Source organism: Micromonospora sp. NBC_01739 (assembly GCF_035920385.1).
Lineage (GTDB): Bacteria > Actinomycetota > Actinomycetes > Mycobacteriales > Micromonosporaceae > Micromonospora.
Genome location: NZ_CP109151.1, coordinates 2,289,282 through 2,314,934, shown reverse-complemented (window position 1 = coordinate 2,314,934; position 25,653 = coordinate 2,289,282). Strand labels below are relative to the sequence as shown.

Sequence of the window (25,653 nt, the reverse complement as noted above, 5' to 3'; positions counted from 1 at the left end):
CTCGATGGTTGACAGAGTGCAGTAGCGGGATCGTTCACCATGAATCGATGAAGCTTCGCCGTCCAGTCAGTGACCGCGTGTTCATGGGAGGATTCGGGGCAGTACTGCTCGGAATCCTCGGTTATCTGGTGAGCCTGCAGTTCACTGACGGCGCCACGGTGTCCGGCCGACTCTGCATCGGCGTGCTCTCGCTGGTCGCCCTGTTCATGGCAGCCGCTTGCCTCCAAGGGGCGTGGCAGCGGTTTCAGGTCGATGTCGACCGGGACGGCTGGGCGGTGCGGATCGGTCGGTACCGACGCGACCTGCGATGGGCCGAGATCTCAGCCGTGGTGATCGACAGCCGGGAGGTCGAGGGCCAGGGCCTTCGGTGGGTTTCCGCGCTCTACCTGGTGCCGGCGCCCGACGTCAGCTGGGACGTTCCGGACGATCTGAAGGCCACAGTGGACGAGTTGCCGGCGGTGCGGCTGTTCGACCTGCGCGACCTGAGCATCGAGGAGCGGCAGTTCGTCCGCGACCTGGCAGGTCTGGCCGGTGATCGCCTCGAGGTTCGCGCCCACCGCCTCAACCTGATGCTGGTGGCCGAGGACGCCCGGCAGCAGCCCGACGGCGGGAGGATTCTCCGCCCGTTCCCGCCTGGCGCGCCGGGCGTGCGAACGCAGCGCTGGCTGAACCGGCGGCGAGCCCTGCTCTTCGCCGGTTGGTACCTGTTCGCCGTCGTCCCGGCGCTGCTGCTCACCAACTTCACCGCAGGACTTCACGAACTGCTCGGCGCCGCGGTGGCAGTGCTCGGCCTGCTCGCGGTGATCACTGCGTACCGGCGGTTCGTCACGATGTTCGACCAGGCCACCGACCTCGTCGAGGTCGAGGTGGTGATCGACGGTACGGAACTCGTTCGGGCGATCGGCGACTACGCTCACCGCGAGGACATGCACGGCGGCAACGTCGTTCTGTTGCCACCGGGGGCGACACGTGGCTACGGCAAGGCCGGGCTGCTCGTGTTCCAGAACAGCGTGGTGCTGCTCGGCGATCCGCGGACCGGACGGCTTCGTGACCACGGCGACCTGCACGCTCTGTCGGCGGTGCTGCGCGAGTCGCCACACGAGACCGACCGGGCCGTAGCCCGGGAGATCGACGCTCTCGCCCTACAGTCCCAGGTGGGCGACCCGATGGAGTCAGGCGGCGTCGGAACCGCCCACCTGTGGGTGTCGTTCACCAAATTCGGCCGCGTCCTGGCCTGGGCCCTCGTCGCGGCTTCGGTTGCGGTGACCGGCGGCTGGCTGGTGGAGAGCACCCACTACCTGGGCGGTGCGCTTCTCCTCCTCGTCGGTGTGCCGCTGGCCACCGTCTGGGCGCTGTACGCGTTGTACCGGACAGGCGCGCTGCTCCACGCGGCGTGGCAAGCGCTCCGGAAAAAGCAGTGACCAGCCGTCCGCTCCGGTTGCGCTCTCCCGTTATATAGGATTTTCCTACCGCATTTCGGGACGGCAGGACTACGGTCGCCGTAGTCGATCGAGGGGATTCGCGCATGCCGGCCGCACCGAACGTCTACACCCACGGACACCACGAGTCGGTGCTGCGCTCGCACCGGTGGCGTACCGCCGAGAACTCGGCGGCATACCTGCTGCCGCACCTCGCGCCGGGCCTGTCGGTGCTCGACGTCGGCTGCGGACCGGGCACCATCACCGTCGACCTGGCCGCCCGCGTGGCACCCGGACGAGTCACCGCCGTCGAGATCACCGACGACGCACTGCAACTCGCCCGCACCGAGGCCGAAGCCCGTGGTCAGGGCAACATCGACTTCGCGGTCGCCGACGTCCACGCGCTGGACCTGCCCGACGGTACGTTCGACGTCGTCCACGCCCACCAGGTGCTTCAGCATGTCGCCGATCCGATCCAGGCGCTGCGCGAGATGCGCCGGGTCTGCCGTCCCGGTGGAATCGTCGCCGCGCGGGACAGCGACTATGCCGCGTTCACCTGGTTTCCTCGCGTACCGGCGCTCGACGACTGGCTCGCCCTGTACCAGCAGGCCGCCCGCGCCAACGGCGGCGAGCCGGACGCCGGGCGGCGTCTGCTCTCCTGGGCGCAGGCCGCCGGATTCACCGACGTCAGGGCGACGGCGAGCACCTGGTGCTTCGCCACCCCGGAGGACCGGCAATGGTGGGGCGGGATGTGGGCCGAGCGGATCCTGAATTCGGACCTGGCCCGACAGGTACTGACCGCAGGCGTCGCCACGGCCCAGGACCTACGCAACATCTCGGACGGCTGGCGGGAGTGGGCCGAAGCAGCGGATGCCTGGTTCGTCGTGCTGCACGGCGAGATCGTCTGCCGGGCCTGAGGAGCGACGCTCGCTCGGCCAGGCATGTGGTCCGCAGCCCTGCGCCCGGCAACGTCCGACTTCCGAGATGAGGACGTTCGTCGCGACGCTCCCGACGAGTCTGGAAAGGTGTCTGCATGGTGACTCTGTTGGACGGCGTACTGGCGGACCTGGGGCTGATGGACATCGCCGGGCCCCGGCTGGCCGGAGATCCACAGCCGGCGGTGCTGGCGTCACCGCTCGCAGTCGCCGAATGCGCAATCGGGTCCGTGGCCGCCTGTCTCACTGCTGCCGCTGATCTGGCTTTTGCACGCACCGGTCGCTGGCCTGATATCGCAGTCGACAGGGCGCATGTGGCGGCGGCGATGCGCAGCGAGGTTTGGCTTCGCGACGCGGACGGGCGGGGGATCGATGGCTTCGCTCCGCTGTCTCGATTGTGGCGGGCTGCAGACGGTTGGGTGCGTACACATGCGAACTACCCGTGGCATCGGGCGGCTCTGCTGGTGTCCCTCGGTGTAAACGACGATCGTGACGCCGAGGTTCAGGCGCGGTTGGCTGACGTCATTGCTGCGCGCCCGGCGTTGGAGGTTGAGCGTGCTGTGTACGCCGCGGGAGGGCTGGCCGTGGCGGCTCGTACGCAGGCCCAGTGGCAAGCAGACGACCAGAACAGCGCGATGGGGACGTCTCCGCTCGTGAGCATGGTGCCGCTCAGCCGTGGGCCGCTGCCGCTAGCCGAACCGGGCTGGCTTCCGGCGTCGGGGGTGAAGGTGCTCGATCTGACACGAGTCATCGCCGGCCCCGTTGGTACTCGAATGCTGGGCGCGCTCGGTGCCGACGTGCTACGAGTCGATGATCCGCATCGCCCGGAGTTGGCGCTGCACGCCATCGATGGAGTGATCGGTAAGGCAAGCGCGAGCCTGGATGCCAGCACGGAGAACGGCCGTCAAGCTCTGCATCGCCTTCTCGACCAGGCCGACGTTCTCGTGACCGGCTACCGACCCGGAGCCTTGCGCCGTCTCGGTCTGGACCCTGACCAAGTTGCGGACCAGCACCCCGGCACCATCGTCGTCACGCTTTCGGCCTGGGGAACGGCTGGAACCTGGGGGACATGGCGCGGTTTCGACAGCCTGGTGCAGATTGCCACCGGCATCGGCTGGGCCACAAGCACGGATGGCATCCAACCCGGCGCCCTTCCCTGTCAGTTGCTCGACCACGCCACCGGCTACCTCATCGCTGCTGGTGCACTGGCTGCACTGGGTCGACGCGCCCGTACCGGCGACGCCACCCATGTCTCTGTATGCCTCGCCAGGACGGCACGATGGCTGCTCGATCAAGGCATCATGCCGGCCAGGCAGAGCGCGGGCGATGACCCGAAGCGCCAAGCCGACACCTACCGGACAGCTCTCGGAAACGGGTGGAGCGGGATCAGCCCACCGGGTCAACTCGACGGCCGCCCGCTGAGCTGGCCTCACCTACCACCCGCCTACGCTCAAGCGCCGCCCGATTGGAGCTGAACGCCCGCGGCCACGCTGCGAGAGGGCTCGAGCTACGCCATAGTTCCGGCGATGGCCATGAACAGTGAACCTGAAGTAACGGCGTCACACCATCCGCTATTGCCGCTTTGCGCTCGCCATCGGACATCGATAGTTGGTTCCGTGCGCACATGCCGCACCTCGGCCCGTCCCGGAACGAGGTGCGGTCCACCCTCATCCCGGGAGCGGGGGTGCGGACGATCAGTCGACCACGGAGCGGACGATCTCGGCGATGCGCCTCTCAGTGACGGCATCCACCGTCTCGAAGTACCACGCGGCCGGCATCAGCCCACCGTCCGCGCCGCCTGCCGCGCGGAACTCGGCCTTCTCGGTGATCGCGAGGTTCAATCGTTCGTCCATGCGCAGCGTGACGAGCGCGGGTGTGCTTGCCGACTTCGCGTAGGCGGGCATGCCGTACCAGATGCGCGGCTTCAGGGTTGGCGCCGCGGCCATGATGATGTCGTGCACCCGCTGCATCGTCGAACGGATCGGCTCGTCCATCTTCGAGATCCTGTCGAGCACCTGCGTCAGGTTCTTCTCATCCTTCGACGACATGTCATGTCCTCTCGTCTGCCGATGTCGGGCACCGGCGGTATGAAGTCGGCGCAACAATGCGCCGCACCCCACCCGGACATGTCCTGAGCTGCTCAGGTCTCTCCGCGATGATTCACGTGGTCTGTCACGTGGAAGCGCAGTCGGTGGCGGACCACCGCAGTCAGGCTAACGGATCCGCCGCGGCGTGGTCGTCCGGATCTTCGGCTCGTCGCGGATGCGGATCCGCAAATGCCGCCGACCGCGCGCTGGCAACGTCCACAGGCTTGCATCGGTTCCTGTCTGTCGTAGGGGTTCCATAAGCTCCAGCGAACCTATCGCCGCTGTACGAGGAGCGGAACCTGTCAAGTCAAGTGAGACGTTTTCGTGGTCAGGTGTTCTGTAGATCTGCGGGTTGAGCTGCTGGTTTGTTGATCCACACGGTGGTCGGTAGGGCCGGGGGTCGGGGCCGGCGGGTGAACCGGTTGGGGTGGGTCCGCCAGGCGGCGTCGAGGGTGGCCTGCCGCTGGTCGTGCACGTCGCTGGCGGTGCCGTAGTGCACCGAGGCGGGGGTGTGCAGGCCGATGCCGGAGTGGCGGTGTTCGTGGTTGTAGTAGGTGAAGAACTCGGCGCTGAACTCGCGGGCGTGGTGCAGGGAGTCGAACCGGTCGGGGAACGCGGGGCAGTACTTCAATGTTTTGAACTGCGCTTCGGAGTACGGGTTGTCATTCGACACCCGGGGCCGGGAGTAGGAGCGGGTGACGTCGAGGTCGGCGAGGAGTTCGGCGACGGGTTTCGAGGTCATCGACGAGCCGCGGTCGGCGTGCAGGACCTCGGGCCGCACACCGTTGCGGGCGATGGCGTCATCGATCAGCTCCCGGGCGAGCATCGAGTCTTCCCCGGCGGCGACGTGCCAGCCGACGACGTAGCGGGAGTACACGTCGATGATCACGTACAGGTGGTAGAACACGCCCCTCTGCATGGTCTTGAGGCGGGTGATGTCCCACGACCACACCTGCGACGGCCCGGTCGCGGCCAACTGCGGGATCGTCCGGGCGGGATGGGTCGCCTGCCGGCGGCGTTCCCGACTCTCCCCGGCCTGGCGCAGGACCCGGTACATCGTGGACTGCGAACACCAGTAGCGGCCGTTGTCGAGTTCCCTCGTCCACACCTGCGCCACGGACATCTCCGCGTACTCATCCCGATGCAGCACATCCAGCACGGCCTGGCGTTCGGCCGCTGACAGCGTCGACGGCGGAGGTGTCTTCGGCCGCAGCGGCCGAGACACCACGGATGGCTGTTGGCGCCGGTAATGAGTGGCGCGGGACCGGCCGGTCAACCGGCACGCCCCGGCCACACCCACCACCGGCGCGAGAGCGTCGAACGCCTCGGTCAGCGCCTGCGCGGCCGCGGCGTGTCGTCCGCGCTCTCGGACAACGTCTCCAAGAGCGCGTGCGCTTTTCCCATGATCTCCAACGCGGTCTTCGTCCGCCCCAAGTCAGCTTCCAGACGCTCATTACGCCGCCGTAACCGCTCGATCTCGGCCGCCTCCGCGCTACGCCGCCGGCCCTCACTCACCGGACTCTTACGGCTACCCAAGGCGGTCAACGCCCCCGCGTCCCGCGCGGCCCGCCACTCCAGGATGTGCGAGTGATACAGGCCCTCCCGGCGCAGGATCGCCGCGCCCTCACCCGTAGCCTTCGCCGCGTCGTACTCCGCCACGATACGTAGTTTGTACTCCGCCGTGAACGTCCGCCGCTTCGGCCGTCCGCCCTGCTCACCAGGCGTACTGGGTAATGTCACGATGATCCTCTTCCTGTCTCCCGGCAAGCCTAGCCGCACCGGGAAGGCTGCCTCATCTCAGCCTGACAGACAGGGGAGTTCCGAGCATGCGTCGTCCAGTTCGATTCGAGCGAAACAGCGAGGTGACCGGCATGCCGGTCACCAAGATGGGCGGGCAACCGGTGTGGCTGCAAGCTCCGCAGTGGCCGGTGTCGCGTTCGCTCGGCGAGCCGATGACGTTCATCGGCCAGTTCCGGATCGATGCCGACGGCGAGCTCCGCATGGCCTATCTGTTCATGACTGATGGCGACGAGTACGTCGATGGCACCTGGGAGCCTGAGGGTGGCGAGAACGCCGTGATCGTCCAGCCTGAGGGATCGGTACCAGCCTTCGTCGCTGTGACTGACATCAGCGAGGGTCCGTCCTGGCCCGTGGAGGATCACCTACCTGTGGATCAGCAGGTCCATGGCGACAATCGAGCGTGGGAGTTCCTGGGCGGCGAGCCGTTGTGGCTGCAGGGTGACGAGACGCCTGGGCCGGGCTGGCAGCTGATCGGACAGCTGACCGACCGTTTGGGCCACAACTTCGGCGACGCTGGAGTCGGCTACATCTTCGGTTCGCCAGACGGCGCCGAAGGCAGATTTCTCTGGCAGTGCTGCTGACTCATCTGGCCGCACACAGGCATTCGCGGCGGTTGCGCTCTATGCTATCGCCGCTGTCGGCGGCCCTGGGTGTTGGCGTTCTGGGTGAGGTCGGCGCGTAGCTGGGTGCGGGTGCGCATCAAGATCCGTCCGAGTATGTTCTTGCCGGTGCCACTCCGGCCGCGTCCCCAGTAGTGGTCAGTGCTGCTGTCCTCGACGATTTCCTCGTCGCCGGTGTCCAACAGGATGGCGCGGATGTCGGCGTGGGCGGTGAACTTGGCCGTCACGGCCCGGCGCATCACGTCGTCTTTGACCCGTTCCCAGTCGCGGCGCAGCAGCCGGGACCGATCGCGGCCCAGCTCGGCGGCCCGCAACGGGGTCGCCGCCCGCCGGATGAGTTCGGCGTGGCGGGCACCGGGGAACTTCTGGGCCTGGAAATAGTGCTCGGAGGTCGTCCACCAGTGGCCGTTGAGTTCGAAGCCGTGGCCGGAGAAGTTGGAGAAGCAGCCGTACGGAATCTCGTCGGCACCGTAGAAGTAGATCGTCATCTGGGCCTCAGAGCAGGGTCGGGGATCTGCACCGTGTCACAGGCATCGACAGGGCGGCAACCGAGTTCGCCGGCCACCATCCGGATCTGCCGCAGTGCGTGCGCGTCGCCAGCCGGGAGCCAAACACGTCGCACCGGCTGCCGTGCGGCCCGCTGGCGTCCGCAAGCCGGTCGAAGAAATATGACGCACGGTGTCAGGTTTTGAGCGGAGCATGGGTTCATCGGTCGGCGCCGGTGATAGGCGCGGACAGGGCACAGACAGATGCGGAGAGACAAGGATCTCCATGCGCGAAACCCCGGAAGATCTCGAAAAGCTTCAAGCCCTGCTTGACGCCTCCCTCGCCGGCTCCACCTCCCACCTCCGCTCGATCATCAACTCCGCGAGCACACTGGACGCGGAGCAGCTCACCCAGGTCCTCACCGGCATGTGCACCCTGGCTCTGTCCACCGTGACAGCGAAGGGTGAGCCGCGGATCAGCGGTGTCGACGGGCACTTCCTGCGAGGCAAGTGGTACTTCGGCACGGCTCCCGACGCCGCCAAGGCGCGCCACCTCGCGGCGCGACCCGCCGCCAGCGCCGCACACATGCGCGGTGAGGACCTCGGCGTCTTCACACACGGCAAGGTGGAGATCCTCAACCCCCGCAACGGCGACCAGGCCACGGACTGGCCGGACGTACTCGCGTACTTGAAGGACTTCTACGGCGACGACCTCTTCGACTGGGACAACGACGTGGTCTACTACCGGCTGCATCCGCACTGGATGACCGTCTATGCCCCAGACATCGCAAAGCTCACCGTGGCCTCCCAGCCCTGATCCACAGCACGGTCTCGCCTTCGGGTGGGGTGATGGTGATCCAGGTACAGGGGTCCGCCTTTCGTAGGGGGCGCCCTCTGCGCCGGCGTGGCTACAATGAGCTAAATATTGTTGCACGTCAATGTATTTGGGATTACCGATGACCGCTACCCGAGCGGAGGAAGTATCCGCCGCAATGCCCGACCCGGGTCGGGCCCGCACGCTGGATGAGCTGGTCGCAGGGCTGCGGTCGTTGAAGGTCTGGGCGGGAAACCCGTCCTACGAATGGATCACCGGCCAGGTCAACAACGCGTGGCGGGCCGCCGGTCGCCCGACCGGCGAGTTGACCAAGCGACCCACGGTCGTGGACTGCTTCAAACCCGGTCGGCGACGGCTGAACACCGACCTCGTGACCGCGGTCGTGCAGGCACTGCACCCGGACGAGGGGTACGTGCACCAGTGGCGCCAGGCGCTGCGGGTGGTCGGCGGGGAGGCCCTGGCCGCCGTGGTGGTACAGGTCCAGGACAGGCTGCCACCCGACCTGGCCGGGTTCACCGGTCGTACCGCCGAACTCGATCAACTCCGCCGCGCTCTCGGCCGCAACGGCGCGGTGGCGATCTCGGCGATAGAGGGGATGGCCGGCGTCGGTAAGACCCGGCTCGCCATTCACGCCGGGCATATTCTCATCCGGGAGAGTCGATTTGATCGGGCGCTTTTCGTCAACCTGCGCGGATTTCACCCCGACCCCGCTCGACCTCCAGCGGACCCGGCCGCCGTCCTGGACGGCTTCCTGCGGCTGCTCGGTGCACCGCCGCAGCGCATCCCCCACGCTCTGGAGGCCCGCACCGCGGCCTACCGTGACCGGCTCGCCGGTACCCGCACCCTGATCGTGCTGGACAACGCCGCAGACCTCGACCAACTCCGCCCGCTGCTCGCCGAGGTGCCCGGCTGTCTCACCGTGATCACCAGCCGGCGAAGCCTGTCCGACCTGCCCTCGGCCACGCAGTTGGTGATCGACGTGTTCGCAGCGGACGAGGCTGTTCGATACCTGGCCCACGCCGCCGGCCAGGTTCCGGTGGGCGACGATCGCACCGCTGCCGCCCGTATCGCACGGCGCTGCGGCTACCTGCCGCTGGCGCTGGACCTGACGGCCGCACACATGCGGGCCACACCCGACTGGACCCTCACCGATCACGCCGACCGGCTCGACGAACGCCACGACCAGCGACGCCTGGAAACCGGTGTCGAACTCGCCCTCGACCTGTCCTACCACCGCCTGCCCGCCGACCAGCGCCAGCTGCTCCGGTTGCTGGCGCTGCACCCCGGGCAGGACAGCGACGCCTACGCCGCGGCTGCCCTGGCCGGCACCGACATCGAGGTCACCCGTGCCCATCTGGACCGCCTGTGCCGCGACCACCTGCTGCACCAGTCCAACGCGGGCCGGTACACCTTTCACGACCTCGTCCGCACGTACGCCACCACCCGAGCCCACGACGAGGTCCGCCCGCGCGACCGTCGCGAGGCCCTGACCCGCCTGTTCGATCACTATCTCGCGACGGCCGCCTCCGCGATGGACGCTCTGCACCCCGCCCAGGCGCACCTTCGACCCCGCGTCGCCCTGTCCGGTACCCCCGTGCCCGAGTTGACCGACCCGGACACCGCCCGCATCTGGCTCGACACCGAACGGCCAGCCCTGGTCACCGTCGTGGCCCACGCCGCCACCCACGGCTGGCCCGCCCACGCCATCCGGCTCTCCCGCGTCCTGGTCCAGTACTTCGCCGGTGGCCACAACAGCGACGCCATCACCGTTCACAGTCATGCCCGCCGTGCCGCCAGCCACATCGGCGACGTCACCGAACAGGCCCACGCTCTCGCCGACCTTGGCGTCGCCTATCTCTGGGGCGGCCAGCATCAGGCCGCCGCCGAACACTTCACCAAGGCGCTGCTCCTGTTCGAGCAGACCGGCGACGCTCCCGGGCAGGCCCGGACCCGGACCAACCTCGGCATCGCCGAACAGCGGCTCGGCCGCTACCGCGAGGCCGCCGCCCACTTCACGCAGGGCGAGATCCTGCACCGGCGAGCCGGCAACAAGGTCGGTCAGGCACGCACGCTGACCAACCTCGGCGACATCGAACAGAAGACGGGTCGGTACGGCGAGGCCGCCACGCACCTGCGGCAGGCGCTCGCCCTGTTCCGAGAGACCGGAGACCGGGCCGGCGAGGCGGTGTCGCTGGTCAACCTCGCGGAGGTCGACACGCGGTTGGGTCGGCATGGGGCGGCCGCCGAAAGCCTGGCCCAGGCGCTCGCCCTGTTTCGTCATGCCGGGCATCGCAACGGCGAAGCCTGGACGCTGGACGGGCTGGGCACCCTCCACGCTGCTCGTGGCGAGCCCGCCAAGGCCGCCGAGTACCACCATCAGGCCCTGACGATCCTGCGGGCGACCGGCGACCGGCACGGCGAGGCATACGCGCTCAACGGCATCGGCGAGGCCGCGCTCGCCGCAGGCCACCCCGCCGACGCTCTTCGCCATCACACCGCCGCGCTGCGGATCGCCGCCGAGATCGGTGCCCGCGACCAGCAAGCCCGCGCCCACACTGGGCTGGCCAATGCCCACCGCGCCCTCGGCCATCCCGACCAGGTCCGTGCTCACTACCACCACGCCCTCGCCATCTTCACCGACCTCGGTACGCCCGAGGTCGACCAGATCCGCGCCTGCCTGGCCGCCCTCGACAACGTCGGCATCCACACCTGAGCGAGATCCCCGGGAAGCCCGCCCGGTGGCTCCCAACCCGGGGATCTCGCGTTTACGGGAGTGGTCGAGAATGACCAACCCCCCGTGGGGTCAGGTGGTGCAGGGGGTGCCGTTCAGCGTCCACCCCACCGGTGGCGGGTTGGAGATGCCGCTATTGCCCAGGAAGCCGAAGGACGTGGAGGCACCGGGTACGAGCGTGCCGTTGTGGCTGAGGTTCCGTGCCGTCACCAACGCGTTGGACTGCGTCACGCCGGCGTTCCAACTGCTGGTGATCCGCTGCCCGTTCGTGAACGAGAAAGTCAGCGTCCACCCGTGCACGGGCGTGTTGCCGGTGTTCGTGATGGTCACGTTGCCGGTGAAGCCGGCGGACGTCGGGTTGGAGTGGGCTGTGTAGGCGATCCGGCAGGCGCTGTTGCCTCCGGTGGGCGATGGGGACGGGGATGGCGGCGCGGGGTTGCCGTCCACCGCGGCCTTTGGAAGTCCGACGAAGACATCAGCAGCCTGCCGGCCGAGTACGGCGACATCCAGCTCGCATGAGACATTCCACATCGGCTCAAGGCGTAGCGTGGCGCAGTACTCCCTCGCCGGTTGAAGAACATTCGCGGGGAGGTGGTGGGAGTAGAAGGGCGCTGCCGGGTTGCCCACGTCGACGGCTTCGCAGAAGCGCAACAGTGAGGTGGTGTGGCTGACCCGCCAGCTGTTGCCAAAGACCCCGTACAGGTCGGCGAAGGAGAGCGGCACGCGCAGGGGGTCGCCGTTGCTGGCTTCGAGAAAGTGGGGGTCACCGTTGTGGTTGCCCAGCAGGCCGCGCACCGCCGGGGTCTCGGAGTCCAGGCTGATGCCCAGGTTCACGTACGGGACGGTGCCGGCGATGGCGGTGCTGCGGACGAGGTTGCCGGACGGGTCCCGGAACGTGTAGACGTCGCCTACGCGGTGGATCGCCACTCCGGTGGAAAGCAGCAGTGATTCGCCGGAGGGCAGGTTGGTGTCGACTCCGTTCACGACCAGACGGGTCCCGGAGCACACCGCCAGCCTGGTGTTGCCCATCCGCACGCCGACCGACTGGTTCACCGATGCGTTGGGCCGGGTCGGGGCGCCAGACTTCTTGCGGGTCTGCACCTCGAACGTGGTACCGGCCCGGGCCTCGACGAAGTCACCCGTAGCCTGGAAGTCGTAGTACGTACCGGCGAAGGTGTACTGGTGAGTGTCGCCGACGGCGACGGCGGCCAGGCAGCCCGCCAGCTCCCGATTCTTGGCTGCCTGGTTGATGATGAGGGCCGGTGCCGGCGATGTGGGGGTCGCACTCGGCTTGCCGAAGTTGAGGTTGTTCCTCTCCTTGCTGAAGCCCTCTTGTTTGCAGATGGGCTTGGTCGGACTGCCGTCGACTATCGTCGTGCGAAGGTTGAAGTCGGCCTCCTTGTTGAAGACGGCTGTGGATCCGTTGCCGAAGCCGAACACGTTGAACTCGACCTGCGTCCATCCCGGTCCCGCCTGGCCGGGCTGCGACGGCACGTCCAGCACATGAAAGACGTCCGAACTGGACGTCGAGGCGGCGTTCTGGTTCCCATCGTTGAACGTGACCACGTCGACGACGACGGTTTCCGCGCCGACCGTCTGCGTTTGCGTCTCCGCTTCCAGCTTGAAGCCCGGAAGCGCGATGTTCCTGATCGGTACGTAGGGAAGCGGGCCCGCCGCCCTCTCACGCCTCAGCCAGCAGTGGACCTCGCCGTCGTCCGGAACCTCGGTCCAGTCCGTCGGGCAGGGCTTGCCCTGGCTCGCATCCGGGTTGTAAGCCAGCAACCAGTAGTCGATGTAGAGACGGCTGGGCAGCTCATTCGGAACGGTCTGCGGGGTGTTGGCGAAGATGAACTGCTTCCAGCCCTCACACAACGCGGGGGTCGGTGAACTGTCGCACTCCTCGACCTTGAGGCGGTTGGTGTTGAGCTGGAGCGTGTAGCTGTTCGCCATCACCGGCCCGCTGGTCGGGGAGGAGTTCACCGTCAGCAGGTCTTTGTCCTTGACGTCTTCGAACGTGCCGGTCGCCCTGGTGATGTCACCGGCATCCGCGGGTCGCTCCGTCACGATGCCCATCCCGGTGCCACCACCGATGTCCCGCCGCGCAGCCGGTACCCGGTTCGGGGACATCGGGATCGCCGGCGAATCCACGCAGGCGGTCTCCCGCCATTCGACCTTGGGATAGGTCGCGTTGAAGCACCCGTCCAGCGATGGCCGCGGAGCCTCGACGATCTGCGCATTCCAGGTCAGGGGATTCTCCTGTATGGCGGGATGCTCCGCTTTACTGGCCGTGTGGACGACTCCCATTGTCAGTAGGACAGCCGCGATCGTGGCGCTGATCAGCCCGAGTCGTGCTCGGCGTTTTCGCGGTAGCAATCTCAGCATCGTTTCCTCCCCAGCGCTTGTGAAACCGCCTAGCGCCCGTCTGCGGGCGGGTCTTGCTGACGAGGGTCGCGCGGTGGGGGGCAGGCTGGGGAAATCCCATACAAACCCATAAATGCCTTCGTGGTGTTGGCACTCCCAGCCACACCTTTTCCACCTTCACGATCTGGCACAGCGTCCGCGAGATGACCGACATGGTCCACGGCCGTAGCGGGTGTCGGGACCGGCGCCGTGGTGCGACGCCGGTCCCGATCGGTGCTGTCACCGGTCAGCTGTGGCCGGTCAGGCCGCGCTGAACCGCCACTGCTGGTTGGTGCCGCCGTGGCAGGTCCACTGCAACAGTCGGGCCCCGTCGGTGGTGGCGGCGGAGTTGACATCCAGGCAGAGCCCGCTCGGCACACTCTTCACCGTGTAGACCCCGGCCGTGCTCGTCTGGGTGGCGGTGAACTTCTGCTGGTTGCTGTTGTTGCAGGTGGCCTGCTGAAGGAAGGCGCCCGCCGTGGTGGAGCCACCGATCACCTCGGCGCACTTGCCACTGTGCACCGCCTTCAGATAGACCGCGCCACCACCGGCGTCGACGGCCTGCCACTTCTGGTTGTTGCCGCCGGTGGCCGCCCACTGGTGGATCTGGGCGCCGTCGGCGGTGGAGACCCCGCTGACATCCATCAGCTTGCCGCTGTGCTGCGCGGTCAGCGTCCAGGTCTTGCCCGCCACCCCGTCACCGGGAGGTGGGGTGACCGGGCCGCCGGTGCCGACCCCGGGGCCACCGAAGGTGTGCGAGTCCAGGTCGAACCAGTTGTTCCCGCTGCCCTTGAAGACCAGGTACAGGGTGTGCGTACCGGCCAGGGGGGTGACGTTCACCGGCGGGGTGGACTGGTAGTTGTCCCACCCCCCGGTGCTCGGCACCGGCGTGGTGGCCAGCAGGGTGCCGGTGGGTGAACCGGCCCGCAGCTCGATGGTGCCGCCGCCCGAGGGGGAGGAGAGTCGGTAGCTGACCGTGGTGATCCCGGACAGGCTCATCGGGGTGAAGGCCACCCAGTCGTTGTTGGAGATGTCCCCGATCCGCTTGCCGCTCTGCGCGCCCGCCTGGTCGATCACCCGGGTACCGGACTGGCTGCTGTAGTACTCCGCCTGCTTGTGCTTGGGCTGGAGGATCACCTGCGCGTGGCCGGTGAGCGGCGCCGCCCCACCCGCCCCACCGTTGTCGGTGTAGCGGGCGTTGAGCACGTAGAACAGGTTGGCCCCGTCCGGGTGCCCGCCGAGCAGGTCGGTCGGGATGGTGCCCGAGCAGCCGGGATAGTCCGTGGTCTCGTGTGCGTGATCGTCATGGCCCAGGGCGGGGTTCAGGAAGACCTTTGTGCAGTCGACCGGGTCCCCGCCGGGGTCGGAGACACTGATCTGGTACGAGACCCGGTCACCGAAGGTGAGCATCCCACCGTTGGTCGGGGTGGTGATGGTGACCACCGGGGCGGTGTTGCCGACGGTGATCTGGACGTTGGCGAAGCCGCTCTTGCCGGTGTTGTCGGTGACCTTCAACTGGGCGGTGTAGTTGCCGTTGCTGGTGTAGACCTTCGACGGGTTGGCCGCCGTCGAGGTGGTGCCGTCACCGAAGGTCCACTGGTAGCTGAGCGTGTTGCCGGGGTCGGGGTCCATCGACCCGGCACTGGAGAACTGCACCGTCAACGGGGCGTTGCCGCTGGTCGGGGTGCCGGTGGCCTTGGCGATCGGAGAGCGCCCACCCTGCACGTAGTCGATCCGGTACAGGCCGGAGTCACTGTTGCCGCCGCCGAAGTTGGTGCCCCACTCCAGCAGGTACAGCGAACCGTCCGGGCCGAACTCCAGGTCCATCGGCTTGTTGAACCGGCTGGTCGTCAGGAAGGGGTTGGTCCGGGTGACCGCGGTGGCCGAGTCGAAGTGCACCTCCTTGATGTAGCTGCGGGACCACTCGTAGAAGAAGTGCACCCCGTCGTAGTACGGCGGGAACTTCGTCTGCGAGGGGTTCGCCGGGTCGTACCGGTAGACCGGTCCACCCATCGGCCCCGAGCCCCCGGAGCCCAGCTCCGGGAAGGTCTGCGAGGTGCCGTAGCCGTACCAGATGTTGGGGGCCACCACCGGTCGCAGGTTGGTCAGACCGGTGTTGTTGGGGGAGTTGTTGACCGGGACGGAGCAGTTGAACTTGGCGCCGACCGCACCGGTGTCCGGGTTGTACGGCGCGTACGGCTGGTTGTCGCCGTGGCAGAAGGGCCAGCCGTAGTTGCCCGGGGCCTTGATCACGTTGAGTTCGACGAGACCCTCCGGGCCCCGGTTGGTGGTCGGGGGATTGCGGTCGGGCCCGTAGTCGGCCAGGTAGACCCAGCCGTTGGCCGGGTCGATGGAGAACCGGAAGGGGTTGCGGAAGCCCATCGCGTAGATCTCCGGACGGGTCTGCGCGGTGCCCTGCGGATAGAGGTTGCCGGACGGGATGGTGTACCCACCACCGGCCGAGGGCCGGATCCGCAGCAGCTTGCCCCGCAGGTCGTTGGTGTTGCCGGCGGTACGGGCGGCGTCCAGCATGTGCTTGCCCGACCGCCAGTCCAGCGGGGCGTAGCCCTGCCAGTTCGGGTCGAGGTTCGGTGCCACGTCGTCACCGGTGCCGATGTAGAGGTTGCCGTCCGGACCGAAGTCGATGTACCCGCCGGTGTGGCCGGGCTCCGGGTAGGTCCGGTCCCGGTAGGCGGGGATGTCGATGACGGTGACCCCGCTGGACATGTTCAAGGTGTCACCGGTCAGGGTGTAGCGGGACAACCGGTTGATGTCCGTGCTGCTGTTGGCCGGTGAGTGGTACAGGTAGACGTACCCGTTGCTGGCGAAGTTGGGGTCCAGGGCCAGTCCGGTCAGCCCGTCCTCGCCCCCGGTGTAGACGCTGAGGGTGCCCGCGGTGACCGTGCTGTTGGTGCTCGGCTTGAAGATCTTGAGCTGGCCGCCGCGTTGCACGTAGAGCACCCGGCCGTCCGGTGCCACCGCCAACGCCATCGGGTCCACGGTGTTGTCGTCCAGGGTGCGCTTCTCGAAGTTGCCCCAGACGGTGCCGCCGCAGTCGCCGGGCTGGTTGCCGGCGGCCCACTTGACCCCGCCGAGTACATGGTTGCGGAAGTGGGTCTCGCTGTAGGACGCGATGGCGTGGCCCATGGCCGTGGCCCAGACCCGACCGCCGCCGACGTTGCGACACCAGGAGATCGGATGGTCCGGGCCCATCGCCCGGGATCCCGGGTTGTAGGTCCGTTCGTCTGCGGTGACCAGCACGTGCACGTCGCCCCGGGGGTTCTTGTCGAAGTTGTACCACTCCTCGCTGCGGTTCCAGCGGTCCGGCAGGCCGGCCGTGGAGGGGTGCTTCTTGTCGGCCACGATCGCCGTGCCGGGCAGCACCCCGGGGGAGTGCTCGGGCATGTGGGCACCGGCGTTGATGGTCTGGTCCCACCAGGGGTACTCGCCCTCGATGCCCATGTCGGTGGCGTTGTGGACGGCGACGATTCCCTTGCCGGAGGCGAGATACCCCTCCACGGCCTGGCGTTGGGCGGCCGAGGTCCAGACCATGCCGGAGGTCTGGAACATGATGAGGACGTCGAAGGTGGCCAGGTTGGCCGGGGTGAAGACGGACGAGTCCTCGCTGTGCACCAGTTCGAAGTTGTCGGCCGCGGCCTGCTGTTGGAACATCGAGACCCCGGCGGGAATCGAGTCGTGCCGGTAGCCGGTGGTCTTGGTGAACAACAGCGCCCGGAAGGCGGGCGCCGCCGTTGCGGGATTCACCAGCGCGAGGGCCAGTAACAGACCCACGATCACACCGACGATTGGTGTTCTGCGACGCATAGCGTCTCCTTCGGGGCGGGCGGAGCTACCTGTGGTGGTGTGGTGCGGGTCGGCGACCGTCGCGTCGTCCTGCCGGCAGGTGGCCTAGCCGGCGGTCACGCAGCGTCATGCCCGGGCGGCGACTGTCCCGTGGTGGTCAAGGGTCGGGCCTGGTGCTCTATTTATAGAAGATCGCATATGTTAACGACAACATCGCGGTGCCGCGCACGGCGGTGACCTGCCCTCTGGATGCACCGCGATTCGCCCTCACCTGGCCTGTCGCTAGATCCAAAGCCGCTGCCAGGTAGGGGATTGCGAACTCATACCCGAACATCTATCTTCATACGTGTGATGTTTTGGTCATGTCAAGCGAAAGTTTGAGCACGACCACACAAAGTGCCGCTTGCTAGGCGGGAACCGGGCGGGTCGGCGGCCGGAGGATGGCCGGAAGCCGTGGAAAGCCCTCGCCTCTGACTACTATGCGTGAGGATTGGCGATGCCAGATCGAGGCTCGGACGCCCTGCTCGCCCTCCGCGGCATCGGCAAGTCCTTCCTCGGCGTCGGGGTCCTGCACGGGATCGACCTCGACGTGGCGGCGGGCGAGGTGCACGCCGTGGTCGGCGAGAACGGCGCCGGCAAGTCCACCCTGATGAAGATCGTCTCGGGGGTGTACTCCCCGGACGCCGGCACCATCCACCTGGCCGGAGCGCCACAGGTGTTCCACAGCCCCCGCGCGGCCCAGCGGGCCGGCATCGGCATCATCCACCAGGAGTTCAACCTGTTGCCGGAGCGCACCGTCGCGGAGAACGTGTACCTGGGCCACGAGCCGGTACGCCGCGGCCTGGTCGACCGGCGGCGGATGCTCGACTCGACCCGACGCCTGCTGGCCTCGGTCGGGGAGACGAACCTGCCCGCCGAGGCCCCGGTCAGCCGGCTCAGCGTCGCCCAACAGCAGGTCGTCGAGATCGCCAAGGCCCTGGCCCTGGACGCCCGACTGATCATCATGGACGAACCCACCGCCGCCCTGGCCGACCACGAGGTGGCCCTGCTCTACGGCCTGGTACGCCGCCTTCAGGAGCAGGGCATCGGCATCCTCTACGTCTCGCACCGGCTCACCGAGGTCTTCGACCTGGCCGGCCGGATCACCGTGCTCAAGGACGGTCGACGGGTCACCACCCTGCGTACCCCGGACACCACCCCCGCCGACCTGGTGCGGCACATGGTCGGGCGGGAGCTGTCGCACTACTACCCGGACCGGGCCATCGGGCAGGAGATCGGCCCGGCCCGGCTGGCCGTACACCGGGGCGGCAACCGGAAGTTGCGCGACATCGACCTGGTGCTGCGCGCCGGGGAGGTGCTCGGCGTCGGTGGCCTGCAAGGCTCCGGGCGCTCCGCGCTGGCCCGGGCCCTGTTCGGGGCGGTGCCATTCAGCACGGGCGAGATCACCGTGGACGGCACCCCGATCCGGATCCGTTCCCCGCGTACGGCGATGCGGGCCCGGATCGCCTACGTCAGCGAGGACCGCAAGGGTGAGGGGATCGTCGCCCGCCAGTCGGTGCTCGACAACGCCCTGCTGGCCAGCCGTGCGGTCTTCGCCCGCCGCTCCGGCCGGGCCGCCCGCACCGTACGGGTGCGGGACCTGCTGGCCGCCGTCGAGGTCCGCGCGGCCGGCGACCACCAGGAGATCCGCTACCTCTCCGGCGGCAACCAGCAGAAGGTCGTGCTGGCCCGCTGGCTGGCCGTCGATCCGCGGATCCTGATCTTCGACGAACCCACCCGGGGCATCGACGTGGGGGCGAAGTCGGCCATCCATGACCTGGTCCGCCGACTGGCCCGCGACGGCGCGGCCGTGCTGATGATCTCCTCGGAGCTGCCCGAGCTGCTCGGCATGAGCGACCGGATGATCGTCATGCGGGACGGTCGGATCGCCGGTGAACTGCCCGCCGGGGCCACCGAGCAGGACGTGCTGGCCCTGGCGGTCGGGACCGTACGGGAGACGGCGGCGTGAGCGCCCTGCCCCTGTCGCCCGCCCGCCGACCGGTGCCGGGGGTCTTCGTGGCCCTGGGCCTGACCCTGGCGATCGGCTGGCTGGTCGTCGCGATCGACGGCGGGCAACTGTTCAACCAGTCCACCACGGTCAGCCTGCTGCATGTCGCCACCGGCCTGGGGTTCGTCGCGGTAGGGCAGACCCTGGTCATCCTCGGCGGTTCGCTGGACCTGTCGGTGGCGTACGTGGTCAGCCTGAGCACCCTGGTGGCGGCCGAGACGATGAACGGCCGCGACGGGGCCCTGCTGCCCGCGATCGGCCTCACCCTGCTGGTCTGCGCCGGCATCGGGCTGTTCAACGGACTGCTGGTCACCGCCCTGCGGATCAACTCCTTCATCGCCACCCTGGGCGTCGGGCTGCTGCTCAAGGGCTACCTGGACAGCAGGTACGACGGTCCGGCCGGCAGCACCGCCCCGGCCCTGGTGCAGACCCTCGGCTACCAGCGGGTCGGACCCGTACCCCTGGCTTTCCTGCTGTTGCTCCTGGTCGCCGGGGCCGGCTGGCTCCTGCTGTCGCGGACCCGGTTCGGTCACCACCTGATCGCCGTCGGCGGTGATCCGGAGGTCGCCCGGCTCTCCGGGGTCCGCAACGACCGGGTCCGGGTGACCGCTTATGTGCTCTGCTCGCTGTGCGCCGGGCTGGCCGGGATCTACCTGGCCAGCCGGCTCGGCTCCGGCGCACCCCGGGTCGGCACGGAGGGCCTCTACGACCTGGAGTCGATCGCGGCCGTGGTGATCGGCGGCACCGCCCTGGCGGGCGGGAGGGGCGGGGTGGTCGGCACCCTCGGTGGGGTGCTGCTGCTGGCCGGCATCGACGCCATCTTCAACCAGCTGGCGGTGGACTCCTTCGCCAAGCAGGTCGTCCGAGGCGTGATCATCATCGCCGCGGTGGCCGTCTACGCCCGGCGGACCCTGCGGAAGGCGGCCCCGTGAGCACCCAGACCGTCGCCCGCCACGCCCGGTGGCGGTGGCCCGGTGGACTCCTGCCGATCCTGGCGCTGCTGGCGGTGCTGCTGGTGCTCATCGGGATCCGGCAGCCCGACTTCCTCACCCCGTCGTCGCTGATGTCCTTCCTCGGCCGGTCGGCGCCGATCATCCTGCTCGCCGCCGGCCAGTACTTCGTCATCGTCTCCGGCGAGTTCGACCTCTCGGTCGGATCCCTGGTCACCGCGCAGGTCGTGGTCGCCGCCCGGCTGATCGACAGCGACGGGTCACGGACATGGCCGGTGGTGCTGGTGCTGCTCGCCGGAGGAGCCCTGGTCGGCCTGGTCAACGGTCTGATCACCACCCGGCTGCGGGTGCCCTCATTCGTCACCACCCTCGGGATGTTCCTGATCCTCGTCGGGGCGGTCTACCTGTGGTCCGACGGCGCCCCCAAGGGGGGTCTCAGCGAACAGTTCCGCCAACTGGGCCGACGCGCCGTCGAGGAGGTGCCGCTGCTAGGCCGGATCCCGTACGCCCTGCTGGTCCTGCTGGTCCTGGCGACGGCCGCGATGCTGCTGATGCGCTCGGACTTCGGTAGGACCCTGGTCGCGGTCGGCGACAACCCCCGCACCGCCGAGTTGAGCGGGGTACGGGTGTGGCGTACCCGCACCATCGCCTTCGTCCTCAGTGGCCTGGCCGCGGCGGTCGCCGCGATCCTGATCGGCGGCTACGGCGGGGTGTCCTTCCAGGCCGGCGCGGGCCTGGAGTTCGGCGCCATCACCGCGGTCGTCCTCGGTGGGGTGGCCCTCGGTGGCGGCCGGGGTTCCGTGCTCGGCGCGATGCTCGGCGCCCTGGCCCTGGAACTGCTCTTCGCGTTGATGAACTTCTCCGGCGTCTCCGGCGCGCTCCGGCCGAGCGTGCAGGGCGCCATCATCCTGATCGCCGTGGCGGTCACGGCCCGGCGTCTCTCATCCAGATAAGGGGACCTCCGTTGAAACGTTGCCTGACCGCGCTGGCCGCGGTGACCCTGTTGACCCTCGCCGGCTGCGCCACGGACACCCCGGTGGCCACCGGATCGGGCAGCCCCTCCGCACCGGCGGGCGCCGGCACCGGCGAGCAGTCGAAGTTCTTCGACCAGGCCGACTACGACGCCGAACTGGCCCTGCTGGACGCCACGGCGACCGGGCCGGCCGACAAGCCGTGGGAGCAGGCCCTCAACCCGACCATGACGGAGACCACGACCTTCAAGAAGCCCGGCCCGTACAAGATCTGTTTCTCCAACGCGGCCCTGAACAACCCCTGGCGGCAGGTCGGCTTCAAGACCATGCAGGCCGAGGTGGCCGCGCAGGCCGACCGGATCAAGGAGTTCGTGCACGTCGAGGCCGAAGGCAAGGACCAGAAGCAGATCGCCGACCTCAACGACCTGCTGGGCCGCGACTGTGACGCCCTGATCGTCTCGCCGAACACGACCGCCACCCTGACCCCGGCGGTCGAGGCGGCCTGCCGTACCGGCCTGCCGGTCATCGTCTTCGACCGGGGGGTCGACACCGACTGCCCGGTGACCTTCATCAACCCCATCGGCGGGTACGGCTTCGGCCACGTCGGGGCCGAGTTCGTCAGCCAGCGGATGAAGCCCGGCGGCAAGGTGCTGGCCCTGCGCATCCTGCCCGGGGTGGACGTGCTGGAGACCCGCTGGTCCGCCGCCAAGGTCGCCTTCGACAAGGCCGGGGTGGAGGTGGTCGGGGTCGAGTTCACCGACGGCGACCCGGCCAAGACCAAGAAGATCGTCGACGACTACCTCCAGCGGTACGGCACCATCGACGGGGTCTGGATGGACGCCGGGGCGGTGGCGGTGGCGGCCGTCGAGGCCTTCCAGGACGCCGGCAAGCCGGTGCCCCCGATCAACGGTGAGGACCAGCTCGACTTCCTGAAGGTGTGGAAGGAGGCCGGCCTGACCGCGATCGCACCCACCTACCCGACCTACCAGTGGCGCACCCCGATCATCGCGGCCCTGCGGGTCCTCGACGGCCAGCCGGTGCCCAGCCCGTGGAAGCTGCCCCAGCCGACGATCACCCAGGACAACCTGGACAGCTACCTGGACCCGGACATGCCGCCGCTGCACTACGCGATGTGCGGCTGCACCGACCTGCCCGGGTACCCCCAGCGCTGGAAGTAGGTCCGATGTTCGAGATCGGCGTCAACCCCTGGGTGTGGGCCTCCCCGGTCGACGACACGGCCCTGGCCGAGCTGGTGCCCCGGATCGCCCGGTTCGGCTTCGACGCGGTCGAGCTGCCGGTCGAGCAGCCGGGGGACTGGGACCCCGCCCGGACCCGGGACCTGCTGGCGGCCCACGGCCTGAGCGCGGCCGGGGTCTGCGCGGTCACCCCGCCCGGCCGGGACCTGGTCAACGCGGCGCCGCAGGTCGTCGAGGCCACGGCGGGGTACCTGCGGGGTTGTGTGGCGGCCGCGGCGGCCCTGGGTGCCCCGACGGTCGGTGGGCCGGTCTACGCCTCCGTGGGCCGGACCTGGCGGATGACCGGGGCCGAGCGGGCGGCCTGCTACGCCGACTTCCGCAAGGCCCTGGCACCGGTCGCCGAGCACGCCGGGGAGCTGGGGGTGTCCATCGGGGTGGAGGCCCTCAACCGCTACGAGACCAGCGTGGTCAACACCATCGAGCAGACCCTGGATCTGATCGACGGTCTGCCCCCGAACGTCGGCCTGATGATCGACACCTATCACATGAACATCGAGGAGGCCGACCCGTACGCCGCCCTCGCCATCGCCGGCCCGCACCTCAAACACGTACAGGTCAGCGGCACCAACCGGGGGGCGCCCGGGGCCGACCACCTGGACTGGCCCCGGCTGCTGGCCGTGCTGGCCACCACCGGGTACCGGGGGGCGGTCTGCATCGAGTCGTTCACCCCGGACAACGACACCATCGCCACCGCCGCCTCCATCTGGCGACCCCTGGCCCCCTCCCCGGACCGGCTGGCCCTGGACGGCCTGGCCTACCTGCGCGGAATCCTCGGCTGAGCGGCGAGACGACGGTATGAGTCCGGCCCACACCCACCACCAGATCCGTCCCGGGTAAGGAGACCCCCGTGTCCGTACCTTCCGTGTCGACCGCGTCGAGACCGGTGCTGGCCGCGATCGCGGCGGTGGCGCTCACCGGCGCGCTCACCGCCACCGCCCTGGCCACCTCCGCCGCACCGGCCCTGGCGGCCACCACCACCCTGTACGCCGCCCCATCCGGCACCGGCAGCGGTTGCAGCGCGGCCCAGCCGTGTTCGTTGACCGCCGCCCAGACCGCGGTACGGGCGATCAACAGCGCGATGTCCGGTGACATCGTCGTCCAACTGGCCGACGGGGTGTACCGGCTGTCCTCGCCCCTGCGGTTCACCGCTGCGGACTCCGGCACCAACGGCCACCGGGTGCTGTGGCAGGCGGCACCGTCGGCCCGGCCGGTGATCAGCGGCGCGCGGGCGGTCACCGGCTGGTCGCTGGTCGACGCCGGCCGCAACATCTGGCGGGCCGATGTCGGCGCCGGACTGGACACCCGGCAACTCTATGTCGACGGTGCCCTCGCCACCCGGGCCCGCACCCAGGTCAGCCGGAACGACTTCACCGCCGACAGCACCGGCATGCGGTTCACCAACGGCGCCCTGAGCTACCTGAACAACCTGGCCAACCAGAGTCGGATCCAGATGGAGAGCGTCAACTCCTTCACCGACCGGTACGTCTCCGTGCAGAGCATCAGCGGCAACCTGATCCGGATGCAGCAGCCCGGCTGGAGCAACAACAACTTCGGGTACGACACCTTCACCAGCCCGCACCGGCCCGGTCCGCTGTACCTGAGCAACGCCTACGAGTTCCTGGACTCCCCGGGGGAGTGGCATCTCGACCCCGGCACCGGGGCGCTGTCCTACATCCCGCTGGCCGGGCAGAGCATGTCCACCGCCCGGGTGGAGTTGCCCATGTTGCAGTCCCTGCTCCAGGTCGGAGGCACCTACGCCGCACCGGCGCACCATGTGTCATTCAGCGGGATCACCTTCACCGGCACGAGTTGGCTGGGCGCCAGCAGCAACCAGGGCTACGTCGACCAGCAGACCGGGGCGTACATCTTCGGCAACTGGAACTGGCCGAGCTTCACCTCCTGCCACAACGGCTGCCCCCAGTTCGAGGCCACCCGACCCAACTGGCAGCAGATGCCGGCCGCGGTGCAGATCTCGGCCGCCGACAGCATCACCTTCAGCGACTCCGCCTTCGTCAACCTGGGTCAGACCGCCATCGGCATCGGCAACGACGCCAACGCCCACGCCAGCGGGGTAGGCCTCGGGGCCAGCAACATCACCGTCACCAGGTCCGAGATCGCCCGCAACGCGGCCGGGGGCATCGTGGTCGGCGGGGTACGCGCCGACGCCCATCACCCGAGCGACCAGCGGATGATCAACCGGGACATCACCATCAGCAACAACCGCCTGCACGACCTGGGCATCGAGTACCGGGGCATCGTCTCCGTGCTGACCACCTACGTCAGCAACGCCACCATCTCGTACAACGAGGTCTACAACATGCCGTACACCGGCATGTCCGTCGGCTACGGCTGGGGTTCCAACGACGCCGGGGGCAGCAACCACTACGCCGACCGAGGGCTGTACGACTACCAGCCGCGCTACAGCACCGGCACCACGGCGCTCAACAACCGGGTCATCGGCAACTACGTGCACGACGTCATGCAGCAGATGAACGACGGCGGATGCATCTACACCCTGTCGGCCAACCCGGGCGCCATGATCAGCGACAACTACTGCCTGCGGACCAACGGCCACTTCGGGCTCTACTTCGACGAGGGCTCCCGCTTCTTCGCCGCCCGCAACAACGTCTTCTCCTCGACCGGCACCTGGGCCACGGCCAACTACTGGTTCGCCGAGAACATGGGCAACTTCACCGTCACCGGCAACTGGTCCACCAACGGCAGCACCAATGTGACCAACGGCGACCGGGGCAATGTCGTCTCCAACAATGTGACCGTGACCGGCGGCAACTGGCCCGCCGGCGCCCAGGCCGTGATGGCCGCCGCCGGGCCGCAGGGCGGCAACCCGCCACCGCAGGGCGTGCAGATCGTCGGTGGCCAGTCCGGTCGCTGCCTGGAGATCGGCGGGTCGAGCACCACCAACGGCAGCCAGGCGCAGTTGTGGGACTGCCACGGCGGCACCAACCAGAGGTGGACCTACACGGCAGGCCGGCAACTGATGGTGTACGGCAACAAGTGCCTGGACGCCTCCGGCCAGGGCACCGCGAACGGCACCCTGGCGATCATCTGGGACTGCAACGGCCAGACCAACCAGCAGTGGAACGTCAACAGCAACGGCACCATCACCGGGGTCGGGTCCGGACTGTGTCTCGACGCCAGCGGTTACGGCACCGCCAACGGCACCAAGGTCCACCTCTGGGCCTGCCACGGCGGCACCAACCAGCAGTGGGCCCTGCGGAACTGATCTCCGGGTGGTGGGGTGGGGGTCGGGCCCGCCCCACCATCCGGTCACCGCAGGCCCACGCGAGCGCGTG

Annotated in this window: 18 protein-coding genes; 12 read left to right on the top strand and 6 right to left on the bottom strand. The window is 68.6% G+C overall.

Annotation, left to right across the window (positions count from 1 at the left end; translation table 11 throughout):
* The first annotated feature begins 47 nt into the window (after nucleotides 1-47).
* The 3 genes from OIE53_RS10190 (at nucleotide 48) to OIE53_RS10180 (ending at nucleotide 3,828) form a co-directional block, all read left to right on the top strand.
* Nucleotides 48-1,421, top strand: coding sequence for a hypothetical protein (locus tag OIE53_RS10190; protein WP_327026359.1), 1,374 nt, complete (start codon nucleotides 48-50; stop codon nucleotides 1,419-1,421).
* A 104-nt stretch (nucleotides 1,422-1,525) separates the two neighbouring features.
* Entirely contained in the window at nucleotides 1,526-2,335 is an 810-nt protein-coding gene (locus OIE53_RS10185) for a class I SAM-dependent methyltransferase (RefSeq protein ID WP_327026358.1), read from the top strand.
* Nucleotides 2,336-2,451: 116 nt separating this feature from the next.
* Nucleotides 2,452-3,828 (top strand): CoA transferase, encoded by a 1,377-nt coding sequence (locus OIE53_RS10180; RefSeq protein WP_327026357.1) that lies wholly within the window; start codon nucleotides 2,452-2,454, stop codon nucleotides 3,826-3,828.
* 219 nt (nucleotides 3,829-4,047) lie between these two features.
* Here OIE53_RS10180 and OIE53_RS10175 read toward each other — a convergent pair whose 3' ends face one another.
* The 3 genes from OIE53_RS10175 to OIE53_RS10165 form a co-directional block, all read right to left on the bottom strand.
* Complete coding sequence (locus OIE53_RS10175; RefSeq protein WP_327026356.1) at nucleotides 4,048-4,401, bottom strand: DUF1801 domain-containing protein; 354 nt, start codon at nucleotides 4,399-4,401, stop codon at nucleotides 4,048-4,050.
* 367 nt (nucleotides 4,402-4,768) lie between these two features.
* Nucleotides 4,769-5,773 (bottom strand): IS3 family transposase, encoded by a 1,005-nt coding sequence (locus OIE53_RS10170; RefSeq protein ID WP_327027144.1) that lies wholly within the window; start codon nucleotides 5,771-5,773, stop codon nucleotides 4,769-4,771.
* Nucleotides 5,770-6,099, bottom strand: coding sequence for a hypothetical protein (locus OIE53_RS10165; RefSeq protein WP_327026355.1), 330 nt, complete (start codon nucleotides 6,097-6,099; stop codon nucleotides 5,770-5,772). Before OIE53_RS10165 ends, OIE53_RS10170 begins: the two co-directional genes overlap by 4 nt.
* 212 nt (nucleotides 6,100-6,311) lie before the next feature.
* Here OIE53_RS10165 and OIE53_RS10160 point away from each other — a divergent pair, with 212 nt between their 5' ends.
* On the top strand, nucleotides 6,312-6,821 hold the full coding sequence (locus OIE53_RS10160; RefSeq protein ID WP_327026354.1) for a hypothetical protein: 510 nt from the start codon (nucleotides 6,312-6,314) through the stop codon (nucleotides 6,819-6,821).
* Nucleotides 6,822-6,865: 44 nt separating this feature from the next.
* Here OIE53_RS10160 and OIE53_RS10155 read toward each other — a convergent pair whose 3' ends face one another.
* The gene (locus OIE53_RS10155) at nucleotides 6,866-7,348 is read right to left on the bottom strand and encodes an NADAR family protein (protein WP_327026353.1); all 483 of its coding nucleotides are present in this window, start codon (nucleotides 7,346-7,348) and stop codon (nucleotides 6,866-6,868) included.
* A gap of 283 nt (nucleotides 7,349-7,631) precedes the next feature.
* Between OIE53_RS10155 and OIE53_RS10150 the strand changes: the two genes are divergently transcribed.
* Complete coding sequence (locus OIE53_RS10150; RefSeq protein ID WP_327026352.1) at nucleotides 7,632-8,162, top strand: pyridoxamine 5'-phosphate oxidase family protein; 531 nt, start codon at nucleotides 7,632-7,634, stop codon at nucleotides 8,160-8,162.
* Between the two features lie 139 nt (nucleotides 8,163-8,301).
* Nucleotides 8,302-10,893, top strand: coding sequence for a tetratricopeptide repeat protein (locus tag OIE53_RS10145; protein WP_327026351.1), 2,592 nt, complete (start codon nucleotides 8,302-8,304; stop codon nucleotides 10,891-10,893).
* A gap of 90 nt (nucleotides 10,894-10,983) precedes the next feature.
* Here the strand turns inward: OIE53_RS10145 and OIE53_RS10140 are convergent, their stop codons facing one another.
* Both OIE53_RS10140 and OIE53_RS10135 read right to left on the bottom strand, forming a co-directional pair.
* The gene (locus OIE53_RS10140) at nucleotides 10,984-13,215 is read right to left on the bottom strand and encodes a cellulose binding domain-containing protein (protein ID WP_327026350.1); all 2,232 of its coding nucleotides are present in this window, start codon (nucleotides 13,213-13,215) and stop codon (nucleotides 10,984-10,986) included.
* A 357-nt stretch (nucleotides 13,216-13,572) separates the two neighbouring features.
* Entirely contained in the window at nucleotides 13,573-17,103 is a 3,531-nt protein-coding gene (locus OIE53_RS10135) for a ThuA domain-containing protein (RefSeq protein WP_327026349.1), read from the bottom strand.
* Nucleotides 17,104-17,611: 508 nt separating this feature from the next.
* Between OIE53_RS10135 and OIE53_RS10130 the strand changes: the two genes are divergently transcribed.
* The 6 genes from OIE53_RS10130 to OIE53_RS10105 all read left to right on the top strand — a co-directional run bounded on the left by OIE53_RS10130 (nucleotide 17,612) and on the right by OIE53_RS10105 (nucleotide 25,583).
* Nucleotides 17,612-19,123 carry a sugar ABC transporter ATP-binding protein gene (locus OIE53_RS10130; protein ID WP_327026348.1) on the top strand — a complete coding sequence of 504 codons (1,512 nt, stop codon included), beginning with the start codon at nucleotides 17,612-17,614 and terminating at the stop codon, nucleotides 19,121-19,123.
* On the top strand, nucleotides 19,120-20,094 hold the full coding sequence (locus tag OIE53_RS10125; RefSeq protein ID WP_327026347.1) for an ABC transporter permease: 975 nt from the start codon (nucleotides 19,120-19,122) through the stop codon (nucleotides 20,092-20,094). Before OIE53_RS10130 ends, OIE53_RS10125 begins: the two co-directional genes overlap by 4 nt.
* Nucleotides 20,091-21,065: an ABC transporter permease gene (locus OIE53_RS10120; RefSeq protein ID WP_327026346.1), complete on the top strand. Its 975-nt coding sequence runs from the start codon at nucleotides 20,091-20,093 to the stop codon at nucleotides 21,063-21,065. Before OIE53_RS10125 ends, OIE53_RS10120 begins: the two co-directional genes overlap by 4 nt.
* Nucleotides 21,066-21,076: 11 nt before the next feature.
* The gene (locus OIE53_RS10115) at nucleotides 21,077-22,261 is read left to right on the top strand and encodes a substrate-binding domain-containing protein (protein WP_327026345.1); all 1,185 of its coding nucleotides are present in this window, start codon (nucleotides 21,077-21,079) and stop codon (nucleotides 22,259-22,261) included.
* A gap of 5 nt (nucleotides 22,262-22,266) precedes the next feature.
* Nucleotides 22,267-23,118: a sugar phosphate isomerase/epimerase family protein gene (locus OIE53_RS10110; RefSeq protein WP_327026344.1), complete on the top strand. Its 852-nt coding sequence runs from the start codon at nucleotides 22,267-22,269 to the stop codon at nucleotides 23,116-23,118.
* Nucleotides 23,119-23,186: 68 nt separating this feature from the next.
* The gene (locus OIE53_RS10105; protein WP_327026343.1) at nucleotides 23,187-25,583 is read left to right on the top strand and encodes an RICIN domain-containing protein; all 2,397 of its coding nucleotides are present in this window, start codon (nucleotides 23,187-23,189) and stop codon (nucleotides 25,581-25,583) included.
* Nucleotides 25,584-25,653: the final 70 nt, after the last annotated feature.